The organism is Archangium sp. Cb G35, from assembly GCF_001896145.1.
GTDB lineage: Bacteria > Myxococcota > Myxococcia > Myxococcales > Myxococcaceae > Archangium > Archangium violaceum.
Genome location: NZ_MPOI01000001.1, coordinates 221,407 through 243,901 on the forward strand (window position 1 = coordinate 221,407; position 22,495 = coordinate 243,901).

At 69.8% G+C, this 22,495-nt stretch carries 16 protein-coding genes and 1 tRNA gene; 9 read left to right on the forward strand and 8 right to left on the reverse strand.

The features are described from left to right. Window positions 1-138 precede the first annotated feature (138 nt). Together BO221_RS00950 and BO221_RS00955 are read right to left on the reverse strand one after the other, a co-directional pair. Window positions 139-1,806, reverse strand: a complete 1,668-nt coding sequence (locus BO221_RS00950; RefSeq protein ID WP_233165563.1) for an NHL repeat-containing protein — start codon at window positions 1,804-1,806, stop codon at window positions 139-141. Window positions 1,807-1,878: 72 nt separating this feature from the next. Beyond that, window positions 1,879-2,301 carry an SET domain-containing protein-lysine N-methyltransferase gene (locus BO221_RS00955; protein WP_073558453.1) on the reverse strand — a complete coding sequence of 141 codons (423 nt, stop codon included), beginning with the start codon at window positions 2,299-2,301 and terminating at the stop codon, window positions 1,879-1,881. 277 nt (window positions 2,302-2,578) lie between these two features. Between BO221_RS00955 and BO221_RS00960 the strand changes: the two genes are divergently transcribed. Next, window positions 2,579-4,357 (forward strand): M20/M25/M40 family metallo-hydrolase, encoded by a 1,779-nt coding sequence (locus BO221_RS00960; RefSeq protein ID WP_073558454.1) that lies wholly within the window; start codon window positions 2,579-2,581, stop codon window positions 4,355-4,357. Window positions 4,358-4,442: 85 nt separating this feature from the next. Here the strand turns inward: BO221_RS00960 and BO221_RS00965 are convergent, their stop codons facing one another. From BO221_RS00965 to BO221_RS00975, 3 genes are all read right to left on the reverse strand, one after another. After that, complete coding sequence (locus tag BO221_RS00965; protein WP_073558455.1) at window positions 4,443-5,984, reverse strand: Hsp70 family protein; 1,542 nt, start codon at window positions 5,982-5,984, stop codon at window positions 4,443-4,445. A gap of 78 nt (window positions 5,985-6,062) precedes the next feature. Beyond that, the gene (locus tag BO221_RS00970; protein ID WP_233165564.1) at window positions 6,063-7,463 is read right to left on the reverse strand and encodes a RagB/SusD family nutrient uptake outer membrane protein; all 1,401 of its coding nucleotides are present in this window, start codon (window positions 7,461-7,463) and stop codon (window positions 6,063-6,065) included. Between the two features lie 4 nt (window positions 7,464-7,467). Then, entirely contained in the window at window positions 7,468-10,467 is a 3,000-nt protein-coding gene (locus BO221_RS00975; protein ID WP_198956043.1) for a SusC/RagA family TonB-linked outer membrane protein, read from the reverse strand. A gap of 317 nt (window positions 10,468-10,784) precedes the next feature. Between BO221_RS00975 and BO221_RS00980 the strand changes: the two genes are divergently transcribed. Continuing rightward, a complete protein-coding gene (locus tag BO221_RS00980; protein WP_073558457.1) occupies window positions 10,785-11,579 on the forward strand; it encodes a hypothetical protein in 795 nt (264 codons plus the stop codon). Between the two features lie 39 nt (window positions 11,580-11,618). Here BO221_RS00980 and BO221_RS54720 read toward each other — a convergent pair. The 3 genes from BO221_RS54720 to BO221_RS00990 all read right to left on the reverse strand — a co-directional run bounded on the left by BO221_RS54720 (window position 11,619) and on the right by BO221_RS00990 (window position 12,984). Then, window positions 11,619-11,691, reverse strand: a tRNA-Cys gene (locus BO221_RS54720). A 147-nt stretch (window positions 11,692-11,838) separates the two neighbouring features. Next, window positions 11,839-12,117, reverse strand: coding sequence for a hypothetical protein (locus BO221_RS00985; protein ID WP_143195197.1), 279 nt, complete (start codon window positions 12,115-12,117; stop codon window positions 11,839-11,841). Window positions 12,118-12,507: 390 nt separating this feature from the next. Then, complete coding sequence (locus tag BO221_RS00990; protein WP_143195198.1) at window positions 12,508-12,984, reverse strand: hypothetical protein; 477 nt, start codon at window positions 12,982-12,984, stop codon at window positions 12,508-12,510. A 125-nt stretch (window positions 12,985-13,109) separates the two neighbouring features. On the opposite strand from BO221_RS00990, the gene BO221_RS00995 reads away from it, so the two are divergent. From BO221_RS00995 to BO221_RS01025, 7 genes are read left to right on the forward strand one after another with little or no spacing between them, the layout of a single operon-like run. After that, window positions 13,110-14,537 carry a hypothetical protein gene (locus tag BO221_RS00995; RefSeq protein ID WP_073558460.1) on the forward strand — a complete coding sequence of 476 codons (1,428 nt, stop codon included), beginning with the start codon at window positions 13,110-13,112 and terminating at the stop codon, window positions 14,535-14,537. 14 nt (window positions 14,538-14,551) lie between these two features. Beyond that, complete coding sequence (locus BO221_RS01000; protein WP_073558461.1) at window positions 14,552-15,547, forward strand: MoxR family ATPase; 996 nt, start codon at window positions 14,552-14,554, stop codon at window positions 15,545-15,547. Next, on the forward strand, window positions 15,540-17,366 hold the full coding sequence (locus BO221_RS01005; RefSeq protein WP_083680614.1) for a hypothetical protein: 1,827 nt from the start codon (window positions 15,540-15,542) through the stop codon (window positions 17,364-17,366). Before BO221_RS01000 ends, BO221_RS01005 begins: the two co-directional genes overlap by 8 nt. Continuing rightward, the gene (locus BO221_RS01010; RefSeq protein ID WP_073558462.1) at window positions 17,363-18,343 is read left to right on the forward strand and encodes an ABC transporter ATP-binding protein; all 981 of its coding nucleotides are present in this window, start codon (window positions 17,363-17,365) and stop codon (window positions 18,341-18,343) included. Before BO221_RS01005 ends, BO221_RS01010 begins: the two co-directional genes overlap by 4 nt. Beyond that, the gene (locus BO221_RS01015) at window positions 18,340-19,848 is read left to right on the forward strand and encodes an ABC transporter permease (RefSeq protein ID WP_073558463.1); all 1,509 of its coding nucleotides are present in this window, start codon (window positions 18,340-18,342) and stop codon (window positions 19,846-19,848) included. The genes BO221_RS01010 and BO221_RS01015 overlap by 4 nt, the downstream gene beginning before the upstream one ends. Next, a complete protein-coding gene (locus BO221_RS01020) occupies window positions 19,845-20,711 on the forward strand; it encodes a DUF58 domain-containing protein (RefSeq protein ID WP_073558464.1) in 867 nt (288 codons plus the stop codon). Before BO221_RS01015 ends, BO221_RS01020 begins: the two co-directional genes overlap by 4 nt. Beyond that, window positions 20,708-22,441, forward strand: a complete 1,734-nt coding sequence (locus tag BO221_RS01025; RefSeq protein ID WP_073558465.1) for a VWA domain-containing protein — start codon at window positions 20,708-20,710, stop codon at window positions 22,439-22,441. The genes BO221_RS01020 and BO221_RS01025 overlap by 4 nt, the downstream gene beginning before the upstream one ends. Window positions 22,442-22,495: the final 54 nt, after the last annotated feature.

The following is a 22,495-nucleotide window of genomic DNA, read 5'->3' on the forward strand; positions in this document are numbered from 1 at the left end:
CCCGTGATTGTACGTAATCATACATGGGGGATGGAATTCGGATAGTCGGCGACCCCGAGGAACCATCATTTCCTCGGAAAGTAGAGGTGGGCCGACGGGCAGGCCGCCGGGCAGACGGGCAGACGGGCGAGGTAGGATTCAACGGCTGGTGAAGACGAGGACGCGGTTGTTGCTGGCGTCCGGCACCACCACATGGGGCCACGCCAGGAGGATGCCGGCCGGCTGGCTGAAGCCGCTGGCGTTCGGAGGCGAGGCCTCGGTGTCGGAGGTGAAGTCCGGCTGCCCGAGGACGAGATCCGCCGCCACGCCGTTGGCGGTGGGGAACTGGTTCCACACCAGCACCCGGTTGTTCTGGTTGTCGGCGACGAAGAGCTGCAGCCCGGTGGAGGCGATGTAGGAGGGAATCCGCAGGCTGGAAGCGGTGGTGCCGGTGACACGCGAAGTGAAGTCGGCCTGTCCGAGCACGACGTCCGCGGCCTGCCCATTCACGGTGGGGAAGCTGTTCCAGAGGAGCACGCGGCTGTTGGCGGTATCCACCACCGCGAGGCGGGTGCCATCCGTCCACACCCCCGTGGGGCTGAAGAGCGTGGAGGCGGAAGGCGTGGCGTCTTCCGTGCCGTCGCCCGTGGCGTCATTGGGGACGCAGGACTCGAATGACTGCTGGCCGAGGACGAGCTCCGCCGGGGCCGCGTTCGCGCTGGGGAACGTGTTCCACACGAGGACGCGGTTGTTGCCGCTGTCCGCCACGAGCACCTTGCCGTGGCCGATGAACACGTCCTTCGGGAGGCGGAGGTCATCCCGGCCGCAGCCCTCGGCCTGGGTGTCCAGGGCGGGCTGGCCGAGCACGAGCGTGGGCGTGGCCCCGGTGCTCGCGGGAAGCGCCGGGTAGAGCAGGACGCGGTTGTTGCGATAGTCCGTCACCGCCAGCCGGGTCCCATCGCTGGCAAGGCCCGCGGGTCCGTCCAGGTTTCCCTGCCCGCTGCCCGCTTCGATGGAGGTGAAGTCCGGTTGTCCGAGGACGAAGGCCGCGGAGGCATCGTTGGCCGAGGGCACGCCGTTGAAGCCGAGGACGCGGCTGGAGTTCTGGTCCGAGAGGTAGAGCCGCCCGCCCGCGAGCACCGGGTTGCCCAGGGGACCATCCAGGGTGTTGGCCCCGGCGGTGTCCGCCTGGTGCGGGAAGCCGCTGGTGAAGTCCTTCTGGCCGATGACGACGCTGGCGGCCTGGTGGGTGTCCAGCGTGTACCAGTCGATGCAGCGGACCGAGAGGTTCGTCACGTCGCCGGCCACCGTCCCGGTTCCATTCGAGAGGGTGCAGCGCTGGCCCGCGGGAAGCGTCTTCACCTCCACCGAGTACGTGCCGCCACGGGGCAGCTTCGTCGTGAAGGTGAAGCCGCCATTCGCGGTGACCTGGAGCCGCTCGCTTCCGAGGCCCAGCTCGAGTGTCCCGCGCAGGCCCTCCACCGTGCCGCCGATCGAGTACGTCCTCGTCGCGCAGCGCACCTGGACGGAGCTCACGTCCGCACCGGCCACCTTGCCGGTTCCGCCTTCCACGGAGCACTCCTGCTCCGCGGGCGCGCTGGCCACCGTCACCGCGTAGCCGCTCCCGTCCTCCAGTGGCGTCTCGAACGAGAACGGCCCGTCCGCGCTCCGGGTGAGGCTCTGCTGCCCGTTGAGCTGGAGGGTGAGGGCGCCGCCGGAGAGCCCGGCGAGCGTTCCGCCCACGCTGTACTTCGCGGGAGGGGCGGGGGGCTTCTCTTCGCAAGCAGCCACCAGCGTGGCCAGAACCAGGACTCCAAGGCGACCCATGCGCATGCAAGGGTTTATGTCACGGGCTCCGACGGAGCGACAAGCCGCGCTCCCCGAGGCCCGGGCCGTGGCTCAGGGCATGTCCTGGCCGCGCGTCTTCCACCAGTTCTCCCCGTAGCTGATGCACAGCTGCTCGCCGGCCTCGATGTCGCGCAGGGCGTAGAACGTGAAGACGTCCTTGGGCGAGTGGCCCTTCTGGTACCCCCGGTAGTACGACACGTTGGGGTCCTGCGAGTGGTTGTAGATCATCCCCGAGCCCATCACGATCGCCACCCACTCGCCGCCACGGTCCTCCTCGTGCGGGCCCCACTCGATGTTGAAGACGTAGTCGGACAGAGCGGAGCTGCGCACGGTGCGGAAGGGCACCTTGAGGTAGTGGCACTCCTCCAGGATGGTCCCCTCGGGAATGGCCACCTCCGTGAAGACGCCATAACCCCACTCGCACGGTTTGATCTTCAATCCCGGGTGGACGAAGAGTGCCTCTCCTGGCTGCATCCTTGGAAACCCTTCCTGGCGGAGGCCGCGTGCTACCACAACGGAGGACCGCCAGGGCCTGGGATTGATTGAGCCCGCAAGCATTGCCGCGCGGCGGCATCTCCTCCCAGGTTCTTCCCGAGCCGGTTTTCCACACGACACTCCAAGTTATTTCCGGCTACGCCCTGGGTACAATAAGTTCGCGTATTGGCGGATAAGTCTGCCTTTCCTTTGAACCGGACAGGTTCGGTTCGCGGAACCCCCCCCCCGAAGGAAGCACCAGCGCCAGGAGAAGCGTATGGCAATCAGGAAGTTTGGAACGGTCGTGGCGATGCTCGCGTGTGCCGCCCCCGCGTTCGCGGAAGCAGCCCCCAAGGAGAAGGAAGTGTGGATCACCATCGGGGCGGACGCGCTGGAGCCGGCGCGCGCCTCGTTCCAGCAGAAGGGCCTGACGCTGCCGGCGCCGGCGCTCGAGAAGGGCGGAGTGGCGGTGCTGCGCGTGCGCGAGTCGCAGCTGGAGACGCTGGCCGCGGCGATGCACGACAAGCTCAACCGGTGCGCGGGCTTCATCGCCCATGACACCGAGGCGCAGGCACTGGCGGCCGTGGAGGGCTCCACCGCGCCGCAGCCGCTGGCGTCGCTGGTGAGCTACAACCTCAACAACGGCCCGTCGGTGAACGCGATGCTGAGCGGCGTGCAGGAGCTCAACATCCGCAACACCATCAACTACCTGTCCACCACCTGGACCACGCGCCGCTACAACGTGCAGTCGGGCATCGACGCGGCCAATTGGCTGAGGAGCCAGTGGACCACCATCGCCAACGGGCGCAGCGACATCTCGGTGGCGCTCTTCACGCACGCGAGCACCACCTCGCCGCAGCCGTCCGTCATCGCCACCATCACGGGCACCACGCACCCCAACGAGGTGGTGGTGATCGGCGGGCACCTGGACTCCATCAACCAGAGCGGCTCCACCGCCGCGGCGCCGGGCGCGGATGACGACGCCTCGGGCGTGGCCTCGCTCACCGAGGCCTTCCGGGTGGCCGTGGCCAATGGCTACAAGCCGGCCCGCACGGTGAAGTTCATGGCCTATGCCGCCGAGGAGATTGGCCTGCGGGGCTCGGCGGACATCGCCAACTGGCACAGGAACAACGGGGTGAACGTGGTGGGCGTGCTCCAACTGGACATGACCAACTACAAGGGCTCCAGCTACGACTTCGGCATGGTGACGGACAACACCAACGCCGCGCAGAACTCCTTCACCACCAGCCTCATCTCCACGTACCAGCCGGGGCTGACCTGGACGAACATCACGTGCGGTTACGGCTGCTCGGACCACGCCTCGTGGAATAGCGCGGGCTTCCCGGCCTCGATGCCCTTCGAGGCGACGATGAGCACGGACAACCCGCAGATCCACACCTCGGGCGACACGCTGTCGGTCACGGGCGGCACGGCGGCCAACTCGGTGAAGTTCTCCAAGCTGGCGGTGTCCTTCATGGGTGAGCTGGCCAAGGGCGCGACGACGGGCAACACGCCTCCGCCGGTGGACAGCGGCGGTGGTGGCACCGTCAACACGGCCACCTACGACGCGACGCTCAAGGCGCCTCGGTGCACGGCGGCGGGCGCGGGCTGCGACTCGGGCACGCTGCTCAACGGCCGCGGCGGCCTGGGCCCCGAGGTGAACAAGCCCAACACCATCAACGCCTCCTGCACGGACGGCGCCTCGGGCACCTACCACTCGGACGAGTCCAATGACCGGCTGAAGGTGGCCACGGTGGACGGGACGAACCTGAAGGCGGGCAAGCAGGTGACGGTGACGGCCACGGTGTGGGCCTACTCCGCCACGTCGGACACGCTGGACCTGTACTACGCGGCCAACGCCAGCAGCCCGTCGTGGGTGCTCATCGGCTCGTACAAGCCGGCGGGCTCCGGGGCGCGCACCATCACCGCCAACTACACGCTGCCGACCGGTGCCAACCAGGCCATCCGCGCGAACTTCCGCTACCAGGGCTCCGCGGGCGTCTGCACCACGGGCTCGTACGACGACCGCGACGACCTGATCTTCACGGTGCAGTGAGGTGTCACTCCCCCCTCTCCCCCGGGAGAGGGTCGGGGTGAGGGTGTTTCTCACCCCGGCTTGAATCCCGCCCCGGAGCCGTGGCTCAAGAAGCCGCGGCCCGGGGCGCTCTCATTTGAGGGCTCGCGTCGACGATGGGGGCGGGGACGGGCTTGCCGTCGGCGCCAACGAGAGAGGCCCGCAGCACGAAGTCCTGGCCCATGTGCAGCTCGAGCCGGGGCGAGCCGCCGCGGCGCCACTCGGGGCCCACCTGGAGGGTGCCGAGCACCTCGCGGTCCACGCTGGTGGTGTCCAGGGACTCGAAGACGAGCACGGGCAGCGGGGTGGGGCCGGGCGGAAGGGCTTCCAGGGACACGGACTTGCGGCAGGGCACGGGGGTGTTGGAGGGGATGACCTCGTGGGTGGCGCCGCCGGGGAGCATGACGCTGATGGGCATGGGCACCACGTCCATGAGGCCGGTGCCGCCGGGCCGGGACAGGTTGCGGCCGAGGATGGCGGCGCCCACCGCCACGCCCAGCTCCGGGTGCACGTCCTTCTCCGAGGAGAAGCGGCGGAAGTGCGACAGGCGCTCGCGGATGGCGGGCATGCGCGTCTGGCCGCCCACCAGCACCAGCTCGTCCACCTGGGCCGGCTTCAGGCCCGCGCGCTCCAGCACCTCGTCACACGCGGACACGGTGCGCTCGATGAGCCGGGACGTCATCTCCTCCAGCCGCTTGCGCGTGAGGCGGAACTGGAAGTCCAGGAAGCCGCCGTCCGGCCCCTGGGTGATGCAGGGCACGCGCAGCTCCGCCACCTCCGCCCGCGAGAGTTGAATCTTCACGGACTCGGCGGCGAAGACGAGCCGCTGCATGACGATCTTGTTGCCGCGCAGATCCACACCGTGCTGTTGGCGGAACTCCTCGGCCAGGTGCTCGACGATGCACTCGTCGAAGTTGGCGCCGCCGAGGAAGGCGTCACCACCGGTGGCCAGCACCTTCACCACCCGGTTCTGCACGGACATGAGCGTGGCGTCGAAGGTGCCGCCGCCCAGGTCGAACACCATCACCGTCTGCTCCGGGCTGCGCAGGTTGGCGTAGTAGAGCGCCGCGGCGGTGGGCTCGTTGATGATGGCGCGCACCTTGAGGCCCGTGCGCTCGGCCGCGTAGCGCACCGCCTCGCGCTGGCGGATGCTCGCGTGGGCCGGCACGGTGAGCACGCACTCGGAGAAGGGCTCTCCGGCGGCGTGGTTGGCCAGCGTGAGGATGTGCTTGAGGATGAAGTACGCCACCTCGTTGAGCGGCGTCACCCGGTTGTACACCTTCACGGCGCAGTAGCCGTCCGTGCCCTCCATCAGGTTGAAGGCGAAGCGCTCGCGGTGCCTCTGCACGTACTCGGACTGGTAGCGCCGCCCGAGGAAGCGCTTGCTGCCGAAGATGGTGTGACGCGGGTCGTCGATGATCTGCCGGCGCGCGGCCGGGCCGACGATGGCCTTGTCCGCGGCGTGGTACCAGGCCACGGACGGGAGGATGAAGTTCTTGTCCGACACGGACACCAGCTTCAGCTTCCCCTGACGGTCGAAGAACGCCGCCGCCGTGTTGGTCGTGCCGAAGTCGATGCCGAGGATGGGTCCACTCTGGGGGGCACTCATAAGGGGGGGACCCACTCTAAACGAAGCGGGCGGACATCGCATGGATGCCCGCCCGCTCATTCCCTCAGTGAATGAGGACTAGCGTCCGACCATCTCCGTCGTGGGGATGGGGAAGCGCGGGTGGACGTTGAAGGACATGCCCGGGGGATCCTCCCGCTTCAGCTCCTCCAGCCTCCCGTAGCGGCGCATGTCGATCCACCGGTGCCCGCCCTCGAAGAGCAGCGAGAAGCGGCGCTGATAGAGCAGCTCGTTGATGGCGAGCTCGCCCTCCAGCACCTCGGGGATCTCCGCCTGGCCACCGGACGAGGTCCGGATGAGGTTGATGTCGTTCATGGCCGCCTCGTACCGCTCCAGCCGGATGTTGGCCTCGGCGCGCAGGAGGATGAGCTCCTCGTTGCGGATGATGGGGATGGAGGCGTTGTCCGCCTCGTAGTGCGAGAAGGACTTGGTGAACTTCTCGATGACCCCCGGCAGCTCGCCGGAGTTCTTCGCGTCCTTCACCTTGTCCATCACGCGGGCATCCAGCGTCGTCCCATCCGGCTGCTTCGCGTCCTCCAGGAGGATGGGGTTGGCGAAGATGTTGGGGCCGTTGAGCGTGTTCTTCACGTCACCGGAGCCGGTGCTGTAGGCGTGGTAGACGCCCAGGTCGAGCGAGCCGGGAGCGGTGGTGATGAACGACTCCTCCAGGTCCACCAGCGCCTCTTCCCAGAGCTCGCGGTACACGTCCACCCGGGCCTTGATGGCGCGGTTGACCTTGATGAAGTTGAGCACGGTGATGTCGATCACCTTGCCGTCCGTCCTCGGGGTGAGGTCCTTGAACCCGCTGCTCATGGGGAAGGGGAACGCCGTGCCACCCTCCTCCAGGTCCGCCTTGGCCTCGTCGAGCAGCAGGGCGATGTGGGCCAGCACCTTCTCCTTGCTCTCGATGGGGGCCAGCTCGGCGCCGAACGGACGGTTCACGTCGATGGGCGCGCCGTTGGTGTCGCGGGTGTTGATGATGGCCAGGAAGTCCAGCGCCTGGATCGTCTTGGCGAAGCCGCGGATGGCCTTCTTCTCGGCATCCGTGACGCCGTCCACCTTCTCCAGGGCGTTGAGCAGGGTGTTGGCGTTGCGGATGTTGGCGTAGGGGTTGTCCCAGAGATTGCCGCCGAAGGCTGGGCTGCCGCCGTTGAGCGCGGGGCCCGCCAGCATCTCGGCGATGTAGCGGGGATCCGCCGAGTCCAGCACGATGCCCTCGCGGCCCAGCACGCCCAGCAGGGCCACGTAGCCGTTCTGGTTCGTCACGCCCGCGCGGGTGCCGATGAGCAGACCCGTGGACGCGTTGAGCACGGCGGTGCGCGTCGGGGTCTCCTGGAACGACTCGAGGCTCGGGTTGTTGAGGTCCGGGACCGACAGGTCACCGCACCCGCCAAGCCCCACCGTGGCGCACAGCGCCAGGACCACCTTCTTCATGTTCTTCATGTTGTTGCGAGTCCTCATGGTCCTAGAACCCCACGTCGAGCGACGTCCAGAAGCTGCGGCTGGGCGGGAAGGGGGCCACGTCAACGTTACGGGCGATGGGATGGTTGCCGAAGTTGCTCACCTCGGGGTCCAGGCCGGAGTAGTTGGTGAAGGTGAGCAGGTTGCGGCCGCTGATGTTGATGCGGGCCGACTTCACCATGGGGGCCTTGGAGAGCAGCGACGCGGGCAGGTTGTAGCTCAACGTCACCTCGCGCAGCTTGAGGAACGTGGCGTCCTCCACGTACGCGGCGGCGTCGGTCAGCGACATCGTCTGGCGCTCGATGCCACGCGTCGTGTAGTCCACCGAGTTCTTGTTGGCGTCGTACAGGAAGCGGGTGAGGTTGATGATGTCGCTGCCCTGCTGCCAGTCGAGCAGGAAGGACAGGCTGAAGTCGCGGTACTTCACCGTGTTGTTGAAGCCCATGCGGAAGTCCGGCTCCGCGTCGCCAATCTTCCGGAGCAGCGTCGTCCCATCCTCCTGCACCAGGTCGCCGACGATCTGCGTGGCGCTGGCGCCCTGCTGGAGGCGGAACTCGCCGAGGCTGGTGCCGAAGACGGGGATGCGCACGTCACCCTCGGGCAGCGAGGTGACCTGGCTGCGGTTGAGGGTGAAGGTGGTGTTGGACGTCCACTCCCAGTCATCGTTGCGCACCGGGGTGACCTGGAGCATGGCCTCCACGCCGCGGTTGAACATCTCGCCACCGTTGGCGAACTCGGTGGTGAAGCCGGTGGAGCCGGGGATGGTGCGCGGCAGCAGCAGGTCGGAGATGTTGCGCTGGTAGGCGGTGAGCTCCACCACGGCGTTGCCGTTGAAGAGCATCGTGTCCACACCGACCTCGAACTCCCGCTGGCGCTCGGGACGGAGGTCCTTGGCGCCGGCCACGCCGGAGCCGATGATGGCCGGCAGGCCCTCGATGTTGTTGGTGGAGGACAGCGGGCGGTACTTCTGCGCGTAGGTGGGCCGGTTGCCCGTCTCACCGTACGCCAGACGCACCTTGAACTCGTTCACCGCCGGGTGGAAGGGCTTGAAGCGGTAGGCGGTGGCCACCTTGGGGAAGAAGAAGAGCTGGTTGGGGTCGCCGTTGGCGCTGCTCTGCTCGCCGCGCACCGCGCCCACCAGGGTGAGGTGCTCGTCCATCAGCAGCATCTCCTCCTGGAGGTAGAAGCCGCGATCGCGCACGAGCGCGCGGTTCTGGCGCACGCGCAGCTGCGTGCCGGAGCTCACGTTGGGCTGATCCGCGATCTGCCCGGCGCTCATGACGTAGAGCGAGTCCACGCCGCTCTGCTCGTACTGGAAGCCGGCCGAGGTGGTGGCGTTCACGCCGCCGCCGGCGGGCTTGTAGTTGTGCACCAGGTTGACGCCGGTGTTGAGGTTGAGGACCTCGTGGCTGCCCTGGAGCGAGGTGCCCGGCAGGTTGTCCAGCGGGAGCTCGAAGGCGAGCGTGCTGGGCGAGAACACCTTGTTCTGCTGCTGGAAGCGGTCCACGCCGAGGTTGCCGAGCACCTTGAAGCTCTGCGTCTCGCTCTTGTAGACGTTCCACACCGCGTCGGCGGAGCCCAGCAGGCGCCACACGTCCTCATCGTTCGTCATGAGGGCGGCCGTCTGCAGCGGGTTGGCCCGGCTGGAGACGAAGGGGTTGGACGGGTAGATGCCGGCGCCGTTGGCACGCAGGTCCACGAAGCTGGGCGTGGAGGCCAGCCCCATGTAGTAGGTGATGTTGGTGTTGTCGTTGTTGGTGAGGCCGCGGTTGCCCAGGGTGTGGACGAGGTTGGCGCTGGCGTTCACCTCGACATCGCTGCCCAGCTTCTGCCCGAGGTTGAGGCGGAAGGACTGCTTCTGGTAGCCGGTGTTCTGGATGATGCCCTTGTCATCCTTCACCATGGCCGAGGCGAAGTAGCGGGTGTCACCCGAGGTGCCGCTCACACTGGCGAGCGTCTCGTAGGAGATGTCCCGGCGGCCGGCCAGCAGGGCCTCCTGGTTGAAATTCCTGCCGGTCCAGTACTGCGCCGCTACCTCTTCGCCGTAGCGCTCCACCACCTGGTCGCGCGAGGTGAAGGGGCGCGAGCCGAGCGTGTTGGAGAGCGAGTACATGCCCACGCGCTGGGTGACGTCCACCCGGGGCGCGCCGGCCTTGCCCTTCTTCGTGGTGATGATGACCACGCCGTTGCTGGCCTTGGAGCCGTAGATGGCCGCCGCGGACGCGCCCTTGAGGACCTCGATGCTCTCGATGTCGTTGGGGTTGAGGTCCGCGATGCGGTTGACCTGGTTGTCCTGCGTGGCCGAGGGGTTGGAGCCACGCACCGACTCGGTGAGCTGGTAGACGCCCGAGGCGATGGCCACGTCGCTGATGAGGACGCCGTCCACCACGTAGAGCACCGCGCTGGAGCCGTTGACGGTGGACACGCCGCGCAGCTTCAGCTGCATGCCGCCGCCCGGAGCACCCGAGTTGCTCTGGATGTTGGCGCCGGCCACCTTGCCCTGGAGGGCCTGGTCCACCGTGGCGGCGGGAGCGCGGTTGAGGTCCTCGTTGTTCACCGAGGCCACCGAGTTGGCCAGGTGCTTGCGGGCCAGCTCGCTGGCGCGGCCCACCACCACCATCTCCTCGACGAAGGTGGCGTCCAGCGACACCGTCACGGTGTCACGGCTGGCGCCGACGACGACCTCGCGGTCCTTGTGGTCCTGGCTGGAGAAGAGCAGCGTGACCGGGCCCTGGGGGATGTCCAGGGAGAAGGAGCCGTCCAGCTCCGTCTCCACGCCCTTGGTGGTGCCCTTGATGATGACGCGCGTGAGCGGCAGCCCATCGTTCGTCAGCGCATCGAGCACCTTGCCGGTGATCTTGCGCATGTTGGAAGGAGCCGGGGCCGGGGCCGCGGGGGCGGCCGGCTGCGGAGCCTCGGTGGGCGCGCCCTGCTCCTGCGCCTTGGCTTCGACGGAAAGGAGTGCAAGTGCGCACCCCGAAATCAACGCTTGTTTCAGCGTCATTCGCTCTTCACCTCAAACGTTCTGCGGATGGAGCGGCCCCCCTGTAAGGGCTGCCGTTGAAAACGAATCGTGTGTGGGAAGAGGAACTACCGTCAACGTCGCTTATAAAACGTAAAACCGTGTATGCTAGGGCTCACTTTCCGGTGACGCGGGAATTTTCGCGCCCCAGCCGCAAGGGTTCACGCCCGGTGCGTTCGGCCCGGCATCCACGTTGGGAGGGCAGGCGGCCAGGGCAGCCCTCCGCGAGGGCACTCCGGGTTGGCGTCACGCGGGGGGTCTCCATCTTTGCCTTGTCTCGTCACTGACAGGAGGGGTCCATGTTCAAGGGCTCGGGATGGTTGGCCGCCGGTGTGGCCGCGTTGCTCGTCACGGCCGGTTGCAAGCAGCAGGGGCAACAACAGCAGCAGCAGGATGTGCAGAACGACGCGCGCGCCCAGGTGGAGGCGGCCCAGGAGCGCTCGCGGCAGGCGATGGAGCAGGCCCAGGATGTCCAGGAGCGGGCCACGGATGAGCAGAAGCAGGTGGCCGACGCGCGCCAGGACGTGGAGAAGGCGCGGAAGGAATTGCAGGAGGCCGAGGCCAAGGCGCAGCAGGAGTTCCAGGAGGCCCAGCGGGCCCAGCAGCAGGCCTCCAATCAGGCGACGCAGGCGCAGGCGGAGGTCCAGCAGTCCCAGCAGCAGGCCCTGGAGGCCCAGCGTCAGCAGCAGCAGGAGCTGGCCCAGTCGCAGCAGCAGGCCGCGCAGCAGCAGGAGCAGGTGGCGCGCACCCAGCAGCAGAACGCCCAGCTGCAGGGAAACCAGCAGCTCCAGCAACTGGTGACGGGCCAGGTGGTGAGCGCGAGCCCGGACGAGCTGTTGCTGAGCAGCTCGGGCGGAGCGGGGCAGCCGCAGATCCGCCTGCAGCTCAACGCGCAGACGCAGGTGCTGGTGGATGGGCGCCAGGCCTCCAGCGCGGACATCCCCGAGGGCAGCCAGGTGCGCGCCTCGTACCAGGATGTGGGCGGTGAGCCGACGGCACTGCGCGTGGACGTGACGAGCCGTGGCTCGCAGCAGGGCACGGGCGGCAGTGAGGACCCGGCCAGCCAGGACGAGCAGCCGCCGCCGCAACAGTAGCCACGCGGGACGTGGCGGTTTCGCGGGGTGGGGAAGAGGTGGAGGCCCGTCCGGGAGTTGAACCCGGCAACAACGGTTTTGCAGACCGCCGCCGCCCCGGGCGGAACGGGCCTCATCGGGGTGCTCGAGGTGTCCCTCGAATCACCCTGGGAAGAGAGACGGCGCGCACTCGAAGTCCTGACACGCTGCTCTGGTTCATTGTGGATTCGTTGAAGAACCCATTGGTCCACTCCAAGTGGGACAACCGAGGTGTCTCGTCTTACCAGCGGTGCCGGGTGAAGAGGCAGTCAATGAGTTGCGCCTTGCCGAGCCCGAAGTTGGCCGTTCGGGGCACAAGGTCCGGCACGGGGGTGAAGAGGATGTCGTTGGACAGGTGGGTGTAGCCGAAGGTGGACTCGATGAGTGTGGCGAGCCTGGCCTCGTGGGCCTGGAACCTGGGGGGCAACGGTGGAAAGCGCAGCCAGTGGCCCGTCTCGCCAGGATCGTTCTTGTCTGTATGGGAGGCATAGAGCGCGTACACCGGGGCGAGCTTGCTCACCAGGCAGACGACGCAATCGTACAGGGAGTCCCCCACCTGAAAGCCTGGCAGGGAAACGCGACAGTCATAACAGGGGTCGTGTGAAGGTACCGTCGCGTCCCAGAGCCAACAGTCGGGGAGTTCCTGGTGGAGCCGCAGTTTGAAGGCCTGCCAACCCGGTGAAGGAGTCATGTGGGCTTGGAGCAGCGCTTCGAGGCGCTGGCCTTCTTCTGACTCCCTGTATCGCGGATCCTCATTGTCGAGACCAGCCGGGTAGTAGCGGTGGAGGAGTTGGACGAGCGCCTCTGCTGTCGGTTCTGGATTCATGAAGGGGGCTTCCCGCTGGGGGCTCCATTCTTGGAGAAGGCACTCGATCCTTCTACCGTGCTTGAGACGTGCGGGGCTTGTGCTTCACGGAAACGTCCTCCGAGGCACGCCTACTTCCTTGAAGCCGTTGACCTTGGCACCAGGAATGGAACCGATGGCCTTGTCCGCCAGGATGCGCTCCATATGTTCCCTGAATTGTTTACAGGCCAGAGCAGTCGGCAGGCGCTCCCGTAAGACGATACGTGCGGCCTCGTCCGCTGCCCTGGCGGCCGCTGTTTGGGCGAATTCATCCAGCACCCATCCCTTCCAGTTCTTCTCCGGAACGCCCACCTCGATGTCGCAACTGGCGGCCTCGGGAAAATGGGGAGAAAGCCTGCCCAGCAGGATGGTCACCTGGGCCACCTTCCATCCTCCACCTTGTGGAGGGCTATAGGGCACGACATTCTGGAACTGGAACATGGATGGCGGAACGTGGCCGCCGACACATGTGCCCGGGCCCGCTCCGACAAGCGCCAGCGACAGCAGAACCCACTGTGCGGTGACCCGGAGCCATGGATGCATGCTGACCTCCCTTCGCACGTACAGTGTGCGGGAGGTCTCTGACCCGTCCGTCCAGCTCCTCGCCTTTCTCCCTGGAGCAGGTGGCTTGTGGAAGGGCCTCCGAGTGTCCGAGACTCGGAGTCCTCATGCCCGCCAGCGATGAACGCCGCCTGCAGGCCCTCGTCCTCGCTCCTGTCCGGCGCGTACGGCGGCGTCTCAACGCCGTCCTCTGGACGGAGGCGGCGGTGGCTCCCGTGTGGTCCGCCGCCACGGGCTGTGTGCTGGCCCGGATGTTGTTGCGCGACGCCGCAGCCTGGGTGCTCCCGGTGCCGCTGCTCGCCGCGGGCGCGTGGTGGCTCGTCCGGGCCCGGGCCCGGAGCGTGTCCCTGGCGCATGCGGCGGTGCTGGCGGATCGCTCGGCCGGCGCGGGCGGGCTGTTGCTCACCCGGCTGGAGCGCCCCGTGGGCGAGTGGGAGCTCTCCGTCAACCAGTACGCCCGCGCGGTGACGCCGCCACCCGTGGCCTGGAAACGCCCGGTGGGCGCGTTGCTCGCGGCGCTCGCCTTCCTCGTCATCGGATTCCTCCTGCCGTTGCCCGCGCGCCGGGCGCCCCCCGCCAACGCGGCCGCCGCGGCGAAGGTGGCCGCCGTGCAGGCCAAGGCCGAGGCGCTCGCCCGTGAGGAGCCGCTGGGCACCCCGCTGGAGGAGGAGCTGCGCCGGCTGTCCGAGGAGGTCTCCGAGGGCCGCTTCGACAGCGCCGACTGGGAGGCCGCCGACAGCCTGGAGAAGTCGCTGGAGGCCCGCGCCGCGAAGGCCGCCGCCGAGCTGGCCGCCGCGTCCGAGGCCGCTCGTGAGCTGGAGGAGTCACTGGACGCCGCCTCCGGAGCCGAGGCCGCCGCCCGGGAGCGCGAGGCCCTGGAGAACGCGCTGATGGCGCTGGGCGCGGACAATGCCGCGCGGCCCCAGCAGCAACAGGGCCAGGAGGATGGAAACCCCGCCTCCGGCAATAGTGGTGGTGCTCCGGGCGCGGGCGATGGCGGCACCAGCGGCCAGCAGGCCCAGGCGAAGCAGGGCGGCGGCGGAGGTGCGCGCTCGCGCGATGAGGTGGCCAGCCTGCGCGAGACGCTCGAGCGCCGCCAACGTGAGCTGGAGCAGCGCTTCGGCCAGGGCAACGGGCGCGGCGGGAACGGGCGCAACGGCTCGCGGCCAGGAGACGGAGAGGGCGAGGGGCAGGGACAGGGACGCCAGGGCGGCCACGCGAGCCGCCAGACGCGGCAGGGCAAGGGCGGTGTGGGCCGGGGCGGGGAGAGCCAGCCGCTCGTCTTCGGCGACGAGGCGCAGATGGATCCGGAGCGGCTCGCCTTCAAGCCGCTGCCGAAGGGGCAGGGGGGCGAGGCCCAGGGGCTGTGGGGCCTGCGCTCCGCGGAACCGCAGCGGAGCGAGGGCAGTGGAGGTGGAGGTGGCGGTGCGCAGGGGACGGGCGCCCAGGGCGACGCGGAGGCGGGACATTCGGCGGGGCCGCTGCTGCCCCGCAACCGGGACCTGGTGAAGCGGTATTTCGGGGGGGAACCCTAGGAGAGGAGTCGGCCGTGTCGGAACTGTTGAGCCCCGCCGAGGTGCAGGGCGCGGCGGAGAGGGTGGCGCAGCTTCAGAAGGGGCTGAATCAGGTGCTGCTCGACCAGACGCAGGTGGTGGAGCAGGTGACGGCGGCGGTGCTCGCGCGCGGTCACGTGTTGCTGGAGGGCCTGCCGGGCCTGGGCAAGACGGAGCTGTGCAAGGCGCTCGCGCGGCTGCTCGGGCTGCCCTTCCGCCGCATCCAGTTCACCCCGGACCTGCTGCCCGGCGACATCACCGGTACCTACATCCTCGAGGGCGAGGGCCGCCGCGACTTCACCTTCCGCGAGGGGCCCCTCTTCGCCAACGTGGTGCTCGCGGACGAAATCAACCGCTCCAGCCCCAAGACGCAGTCCGCGCTGCTGGAGGCCATGCAGGAGCGCAGCGTGACGGTGCTCGGCCAGACGCGCCCGCTGCCCGAGCCCTTCTTCGTGCTCGCCACCCAGAACCCCATCGAGCTGGAGGGCACCTACCCGCTGCCCGAGGCGCAACTGGACCGCTTCCTCTTCCGCGTCCAGGTGCCGCCCGTGGGCGCGAAGACACTCACCACCCTGCTCACCACGCGCGTGCGCGGCACGCCGCCCGTGTTGCCGCAGGTGACGGACGCCGAGGGACTCGCCTCCCTCTTCGCCGCGGTGGACCGGGTTCACCTGCCCGTGCCGGTGGCGGACTTCATCGGCCGGCTGGTGGAGGCGAGCGACCCGCGCGCCCCGGGTGCGCCGGAGCCCGTGCGCCGCTTCGTCCGCTATGGGGCCAGCCCTCGCGCCGCGCTGGCGTTGGCCTCGGCCGGGCGGGCGCTCGCGTTGATGCGGGGCAAGCCCAACATGGGCTTCGACGAGGTGGTGGCCGCCGCCCCCGCCGTCCTCAACCATCGCCTGGTGCTTGCCTACGAGGCCTCGCTGGAGAAGGTGGGCGCCCAGGACGTGGTGCGCGCCCTGCTCCAGGCCGTCCCCGAGGTGCCCCGTGCGTGAGCGTCTTCCCGCCGCGCTCCTCGCCTTGCTGCTGGCGGTGTGCCCCTCGCTCGCGGTGGCCACCGAGCCCACGGCGGTGGTGGCCCCGGCCACCGAGGAGGAGCCCGCCGTCGAGGAGGCCTCCGAGGAGGAGGGCCTCAGGATGCGCGAGGACCAGGTTGGCGGCTACCAGGAGGTGCTGGGCCAGCCCGGGGAGATCTCCGAGGGGGACCTGAAGGTCACGGTGGTCAACAGCGTGCTGCGCCCCGCGGGCGGCTACATCCCGCTGGAGGTGGTGCTCTTCAACCCGGGCGCCACCCCGCGTGCCGTGAGCATCCGCGTCGAGTCGCAGCGGGTGGGCCGCTCCCAGGTGTCCTCGCGGCAGGTGGAGGTGGGCCCCCGCCAGCGGCTCTCCGCCTGGGTGCCCGTTCCCAGCACCTCGGAGGGCGGAATGGTGAGGGTGAGCAGCCCGGGCAGCACCTTCCGGCCCTTCAACTTCTACTCGGTGGACCCGATAGGCCAGCCGGTGCTCGTGCTGGGCTCGGAGCAGGCCTTCGTGTCGGGCACGAAGGTGTCCCGCGTGAAGGAGAGTCCGAAGCTGTCGGTCCGCTTCATCGAGCCACGGGACGCGCCGCGCGAGCTCGCCCTCTACGTGGGTCATCGGATGGTGGTGGTGGCCGGAGACGTCACCGCGCTTCCGGCGGATGCGTGGAGCGCGCTCGAGGCCTACGCCGCCACCGGCGGCTACCTGGTCCTCCTCCGCCCACCGCGCGACGTGGTGGCGCGCCTGCCGCTGCTCACCCAGATGCCCACGGGCGTGGTTCCCTACGGTTTCGGCCGGCTGCGGGTGTGCGCGCAGGCGAAGGAGTGCGGCGAGGGGATGATCGCCGACGTGGACCGCATGGAGGATCCGGAGCGGGGCCAGGTGAGCGTCGTCGCTCCCGCGGGGCCTCCGCCGAGCTGGCAACGCGGGCCCTTCAACAACCACCTGCTGAACAACGGCGAGGTGCCGCTGCTGCCCGGAGTCCAGGCGCCGGTGGGCCGCTTCCTGCTCCTCATCACCCTCTTCGTGCTGGCGGTGGGGCCCGGGGGCCTCATGCTCGCCCGGCGCAAGGGGCCGGTGGCGCTGCTCATCGCCGTGCCCTCGGTGGCACTCGTCACGTGCCTGGCCATCGTCGCCTGGTCCGTGCTCGTGGAGGGCTTCGCCCTCCATGCTTCCCGCTACAGCCTCATCTGGCTGGACCGGGATAGGGACCGGGCGTTGATGGTGGGCATCGGTGGCTACTACGCCAACCTGGAGCCGGAGGGCCTGCACCTCCCGGCGATGGCCGCGCTGATCGGTCCGGACGAGGAGTGGGAGTCGCAGGCCACGGAAGCGGACTGGACGAATGGCATGGCGGTGACGGGGAGCTTCCTGCCCTCGCGCACCTACCGCGAGTGGGGCGAGGTGGCGATGCTGCCCTCTCGTGCCCGGCTCGGCGTGCGCCGCGAGGGCGAGGAGCTGCGCGTGCAGAACGCGCTCGGTGCGCCGCTGGCGTCGGGCTACGTGCGGCTCGGCGGCAAGCTGTGGGAACTGCCGGCGCTCGCCGACGGCGCCGAGGGCGAGGCCACGCTGGCGCCCCCCTCCGAGGACAAGGTGTCCTTCCTCAATATGGTGGACTTCTCCGTACCCGTGAATCGCCGCTTCACCCGCGTGGACTGGAAGACGCTGGATGGGCCGCTGCCAGAGGGCGGTTTCGTCGCCAAGCTGAAGGGACCGGGACTGCTGCCCTCGGCGGCGCTCCCGGCGGAGCTGCACGAGGGCGCGCACTTCGTGCAGGGAAGGGTGGACGGACCATGAGCCTGTTGGAGGTGAAGGGACTGCGGCGCGACTACGGCGCCCTGCGCGCGGTGGACGACGTGTCCTTCGAGCTGGAGGCGGGCACCATCCTGGGCTTCATCGGGCCCAACGGGGCCGGCAAGAGCACCACCATGCGGATCCTGGCCACCCTGGACACGCCCAACGCGGGCCAGGTGACGCTGGACGGGCACTCGCTGGTGGACACCCCGGACAAGGTGCGGCCACTCATCGGCTACATGCCGGACCGCTACGGCACCTATGACGATGTCACCGTCCTCGAGTTCCTCGACTTCTTCGCTCGCGCCTACGGCCTCCAAGGAAAGGAGAGGGCCCGGCGCGTGGCCTCGGTGATGGAGTTCACCGGGCTGGTGCCCCTCCAGGAGAAGCTCACCAGCGCGCTCTCCAAGGGGATGAAGCAGCGCGTGGCGCTCGGGCGCACGCTGCTGCACGACCCGAAGCTGCTCATCCTCGACGAGCCGGCGGACGGCTTGGATCCGCGTGCCCGGATTGAATTGCGCGAGCTGCTGCGCGCGCTCGCGGACCAGGGCAAGGCGGTGCTCATCTCCAGCCACATCCTCACCGAGCTGGCGGAAATCTGTGACACCTGCGCCATCATCGAGCAGGGCCGGCTGCTGGCCACGGGCCGGGTGGCGGACATCCTCGCGCAGGCCACGGGGACGGCGGTGGCGGAGTTGATGGTGCGCCTCTTCCCGGGCGAGGAGGGCGAGGCGGTGTGGGCGCGCGCCGAGCGGCTGCTGCTGGAGCAGCCCCGGGTGAAGCAGGTGGCGCGCGAGGGCGACGCGCTGCGGGTCCGGTTGGAGCACGAGGGCGGCGCCACGGGCCAGTGGGTGGACGAGTCGGCGGCGCGGGTGCTGGCGGCGCTGGTGGGGGCGGGCGTGCCGGTGTGCGCCTTCAGCCACCGCGAGCGCAACCTGGAGGATGCGTTCATGCACGTGACGAAGGGGAGGGTGGCGTGAGCGCGCTCGCCACGGACACCGCGGGCACCGCCCCGCGCGAGGAGGCCCGGCCCGGACTGTTGGAGCGGCTGGGTGACAGGCTCAACCCGCTGGTGGTGAAGGAGGTGCGCCAGGGCCTGCGCTCGCGCGTCTTCTGGGTGAGCTTCGGGCTGATGCTGCTGTCCTGCTTCATCCTCTCCATGGTGGCCTATGTCGCCACGCGGGAAGGCACGCTCTCCACCAAGGGCCAGGGCTTCTTCTTCGGCTTCTACGTCTGCCTGGCGGTGGTGCACTTCTTCATCATCCCCTACAGCGCCTACCGCTCGCTGGCGCGCGAGCGCGAGGACGAGACGTGGGTGCTGCTCATCCTCACTGGCCTGGGGCCCCGGAGGATTCTCCGCGGCAAGGTGGCCTCCTTCCTGGTGCAGGCCGCGCTGTACGCCTCCGCCGTGGGGCCCTTCCTCCTCTTCAGCTACTACCTCAACGGCATCGATCTGCCGACCATCCTCCTGGTGCTCGTGCTGGGCGCCAGCTGGCTCTTCTTCCTCACCGTGGTGGCGGTGTGCGCCGCCACGCTCGCGGATGGACGCATCGGGCGCGCCCTGGTGCACCTCGTCCTGCTGGGCTCCCTGGGCATGGCGCTGCTGTACGGGTTGATCGCCGCCTTCTTCTTGAGCGAGCAGGGCTACCGCTCCGTCGCGCGCGGGGATGACTTCCTCATCGCCGTCGGCGCCTGCCTCTGGGTGATGCTCACCAACGGGTGGTTGCTCTTCGAGACGGCCGCCGCACGCCTGTCGCTGGCCACGGAGAACTACACGTGGGGCCCCCGGCTGGCGCTCACCCTGCAGATGGGGCTCACCGGCGTGTTGCTGCTGGGACTGTCGTTGTGGGATTCCCCATCGGGGAGCGCGGCCTCGGGGGCGAGCGTCCTGGGGTGTGTGCACCTGGCCGTCGTTGGCATCTTCGTGGCCACGGACGTGGATGGCCAGGCCCGGGCCCTGCGCGCCCACACCCGTCCCTGGAGCCTCCTGCGTCCGGGCGCGGTGCGGGGCTTCCGGCTCGTCGTGCTGCTGATGCTCGGCTGGACGGCGTTGTGCCTGGGGCTCTTCTTCATCTCCGGGAGCGGCAGCGGCTCCGGCGAGGCCCATCTGCTCGGGGTACTCGCCGCACCGGCCTACACGCTCTTCTATCTGTCGCTGCCGCTGGTGGTGGGGCGGCTGCCGCAATCGGACCGGCTCGCCTCCCCGGCCGTGGTGCGCGTCCTCTTCTTCTCGTTGTCGGGCCTGGCTGGCGCGCTGCTGCCACTGCTGGCCGTCCTCTTCGACCAGCGCGTGGATGACCCGCTCTTCAACCTGCTCAATCCCTTCGTCGGGATGGACAACTTCAATGACTACAACTATTCGCTGGACGAGCCGAAGATGAACCTGGGGCTGCTCGCCTGCGTGTGGTTGGTGGCCGTGCTCACCGCCTTCGCCGCGGACCGGGCCCTCGTCGAGCGCGAGCGCCGGGCCCACGCCGCCTCATGAGCACCGCCCTGGACTTCGACGAGGCGGAGGTGGCCCGGCTGGCCCCGGGCCTCGCGCTGGCCCTGCCGCGGACGCCTCAACGCGGCCGGGTGGGCGAGGTGCGCGCGGCCTCGGCCGGCTCCTCGCTGGAGTTGCATGACTTCCGCGCGTACCAGCCGGGAGACGACCTGCGGCAGATGGACTGGAACGCGGTGGCGCGCACCGGCGAGCTGATTCTGCGCGTGCGTCAGGACGAGGTGTCCCCTCGCCTGGAGGTGCTGCTGGACGGCTCGCGCAGCATGGCGCTGTCGCCGCGCAAGGCCGGGTGCGCGCGCGAGCTGGCATTGCTGGCCACGGAGGTGGGGGCCCACCAGGGACTCAGCCCCACGTTGCTGGTGGGCGGCGCGCGCCCCGAGCGCGTCCAGGGCCAGGTGTGCCGCTCCGCCCTGCGCTCCGCCACCTTCGATGCGAAGGACGATCTGCACGCCGCGCTCGGACGTCTGCCACCGCTGCGCCCGTGCGGGCTGCGCGTGGTGGTGAGCGATTTCCTCTTCGAGGCGCCGCTGCCGGCCCTGGTGTCGCGGCTGGCGCAGGGGGCCGCGGTCCTCTTCCTGGTGCAGGTGCTGGACGCGGAGGACCTGGAGCCCACGGGCGGCGAGGGCGCGCGGCTGGTGGACGCGGAGAGCGGCGCGGCGCTGGAGGAGCTCCTCACGGAAGAAGTGCTGGCGGCCTACGCCCGGCGCTTCGCCGAGCACCAGAAGGCACTCGGGGCCGCGGCGGCGAGGGCCCGGGCGGTGCACCTGGTGGCTCCCGCGCCCCAGGCCCTGCGCACGCTGGTGGCCGGAGCGCTGCGGCCCCTGTTCCTCCCGGCGGGGGTGGCATGAGCTTCGGCTTTCCCTGGGGACTGCTGGCGCTGGGGGCGCTCGCACCGCTGGTGGCGGCCTACTTCCTGCGGCGCAAGCAGAAGCCGGTGGTGGTGAGTGCCCTCTTCCTCTGGCGCACGCCTCGCCACCGCGCCGAGGCCGGCCCGCGCTTCGAGCGCTTCACCCGCGAGGCCTCGCTGCTGCTGGAGGCGCTGGCGGTGGTGGCCGCGGCCCTCTTCCTCGCGGACGTGCGCCTGGGCGAGGAGGCCCGGACGCGGCACGTGGTGCTGGTGGTGGACGGCGGCCTCTCGATGTCGGCGCGCGGCGCGGACGGACGCCCCGTGTTGGAGAAGGTGCGCGCGGAGGCGGCCCGGCGCGTGGAGGAGGAGAAGGCCACGAGCGTGACGGTGCTGGCCAGTGGCACGGTGCCGCGCGTGCTGGCGGGGCCGGAGGCGGAGCCCTCGCGCGCACTGGCCGCGCTGGAGTCCTTCCGGGCCCTGGGCGCGGACCATGACGTGGCACCCACGCTGCTGTGGGCCCAGGAACTGGCGGGCCCGGGACGGCACGTGCACTTCCTCACCGATGCTCCGCCCACGGAGGGCATGGCCGTGCCCGAGGCGGTGCGGTGGACGGCGTTGGGCGCCCCTCGGGACAACGTGGCGCTGGTGTCCGCGTGGCGCAGGGACGAGGGCTCCACGGCCACGGTGACGCTGCGGGTGGCGCGTTTCGGCACGGGGCCCGAGGAGACGGAGGTGCGCGCGGTGGCCCGGCCCGGCCCGGGGGCGAAGGAAGGCACCGAGCGGCGCGAGCGGGTGCGGCTGCCCGAGGAGGGCGCGGCCACGCTGCGCTTCACCTTCGAGAACGCGGGAGACGTGGAGGTGTCCCTGCCGCCGGACGCGCTGCCCGAGGACGGCGAGGCCCGCCTCCCTCCTGCCCCGGAGCGGCGGGTGCGCGTGGCATTGGCCGAGGGATTGGACGCGCCGGCACGCTCGGCGCTGGAGCGCTTCCTCGCGGTGTCGCCGGGTGTGGAGCAGGGGCCTGGAGAGGGGGCGCTCGTGGTGGGTCCCCGGGGCTCGGACGCGCGGTTGACGGTGGGCGTGGGCGGCGCCGTGCGCACCTTCGTGGGCCCCTTCTTCGCGGAGAAGGGACACCCGCTGCTGGATGACGTGCAACTGGGCGGCGTGCGCTGGGCGGCCGGTGCCGAGCCTCCTCCGGGCCGGCCCCTGATGACGGCGGGCTCGGTGGTGCTGCTCTCCGAGGCGGAGGGGCGGGTGCACCTCAACGTGGACCTCTCGCGCTCCAACGTGCAGCGCACGCCCTCGTGGCCGGTGCTGCTGGGCAACCTGTTGCGCGAGGTGCGGCGCTCGCAGGAAGGCTTCCCCCGGCGGCAGCTCTCGCTCGGTGAAACCCTGGCGGTGGTGACGCGGCCGGGCGCGCGCTACGCACTGGAGGGACCGGAGGGAACGCGGCCCCTCTTCGGCGCGGGGGCGTTGAGCCTGCCGCCTCCCGCGGTGCCCGGCCGCTACTCGCTGGAGCGGGACGGCGAGCCGGTGGACGTGGTGGAGGTGCTGCCGCTGGATGCCCGCGAGTCGGACCTGCGCGGGCGAGGCGAGGGCGACAGGCCCGCGCAGGCGGAGGGGGATGACGAGGCGGGCGGCACCGCTCCCGGACGGGCGCGCTGGCCGCTGCTGGTGCTGCTGGCGGCGCTGATAGCGGATTTCCACATCACGCGGCGCACCGAGGTGAAGTGAGCCTCATTCCTGGTGCGTTTATGAGAGGGCGAGAAAACCGCTCGAGCGCACGCG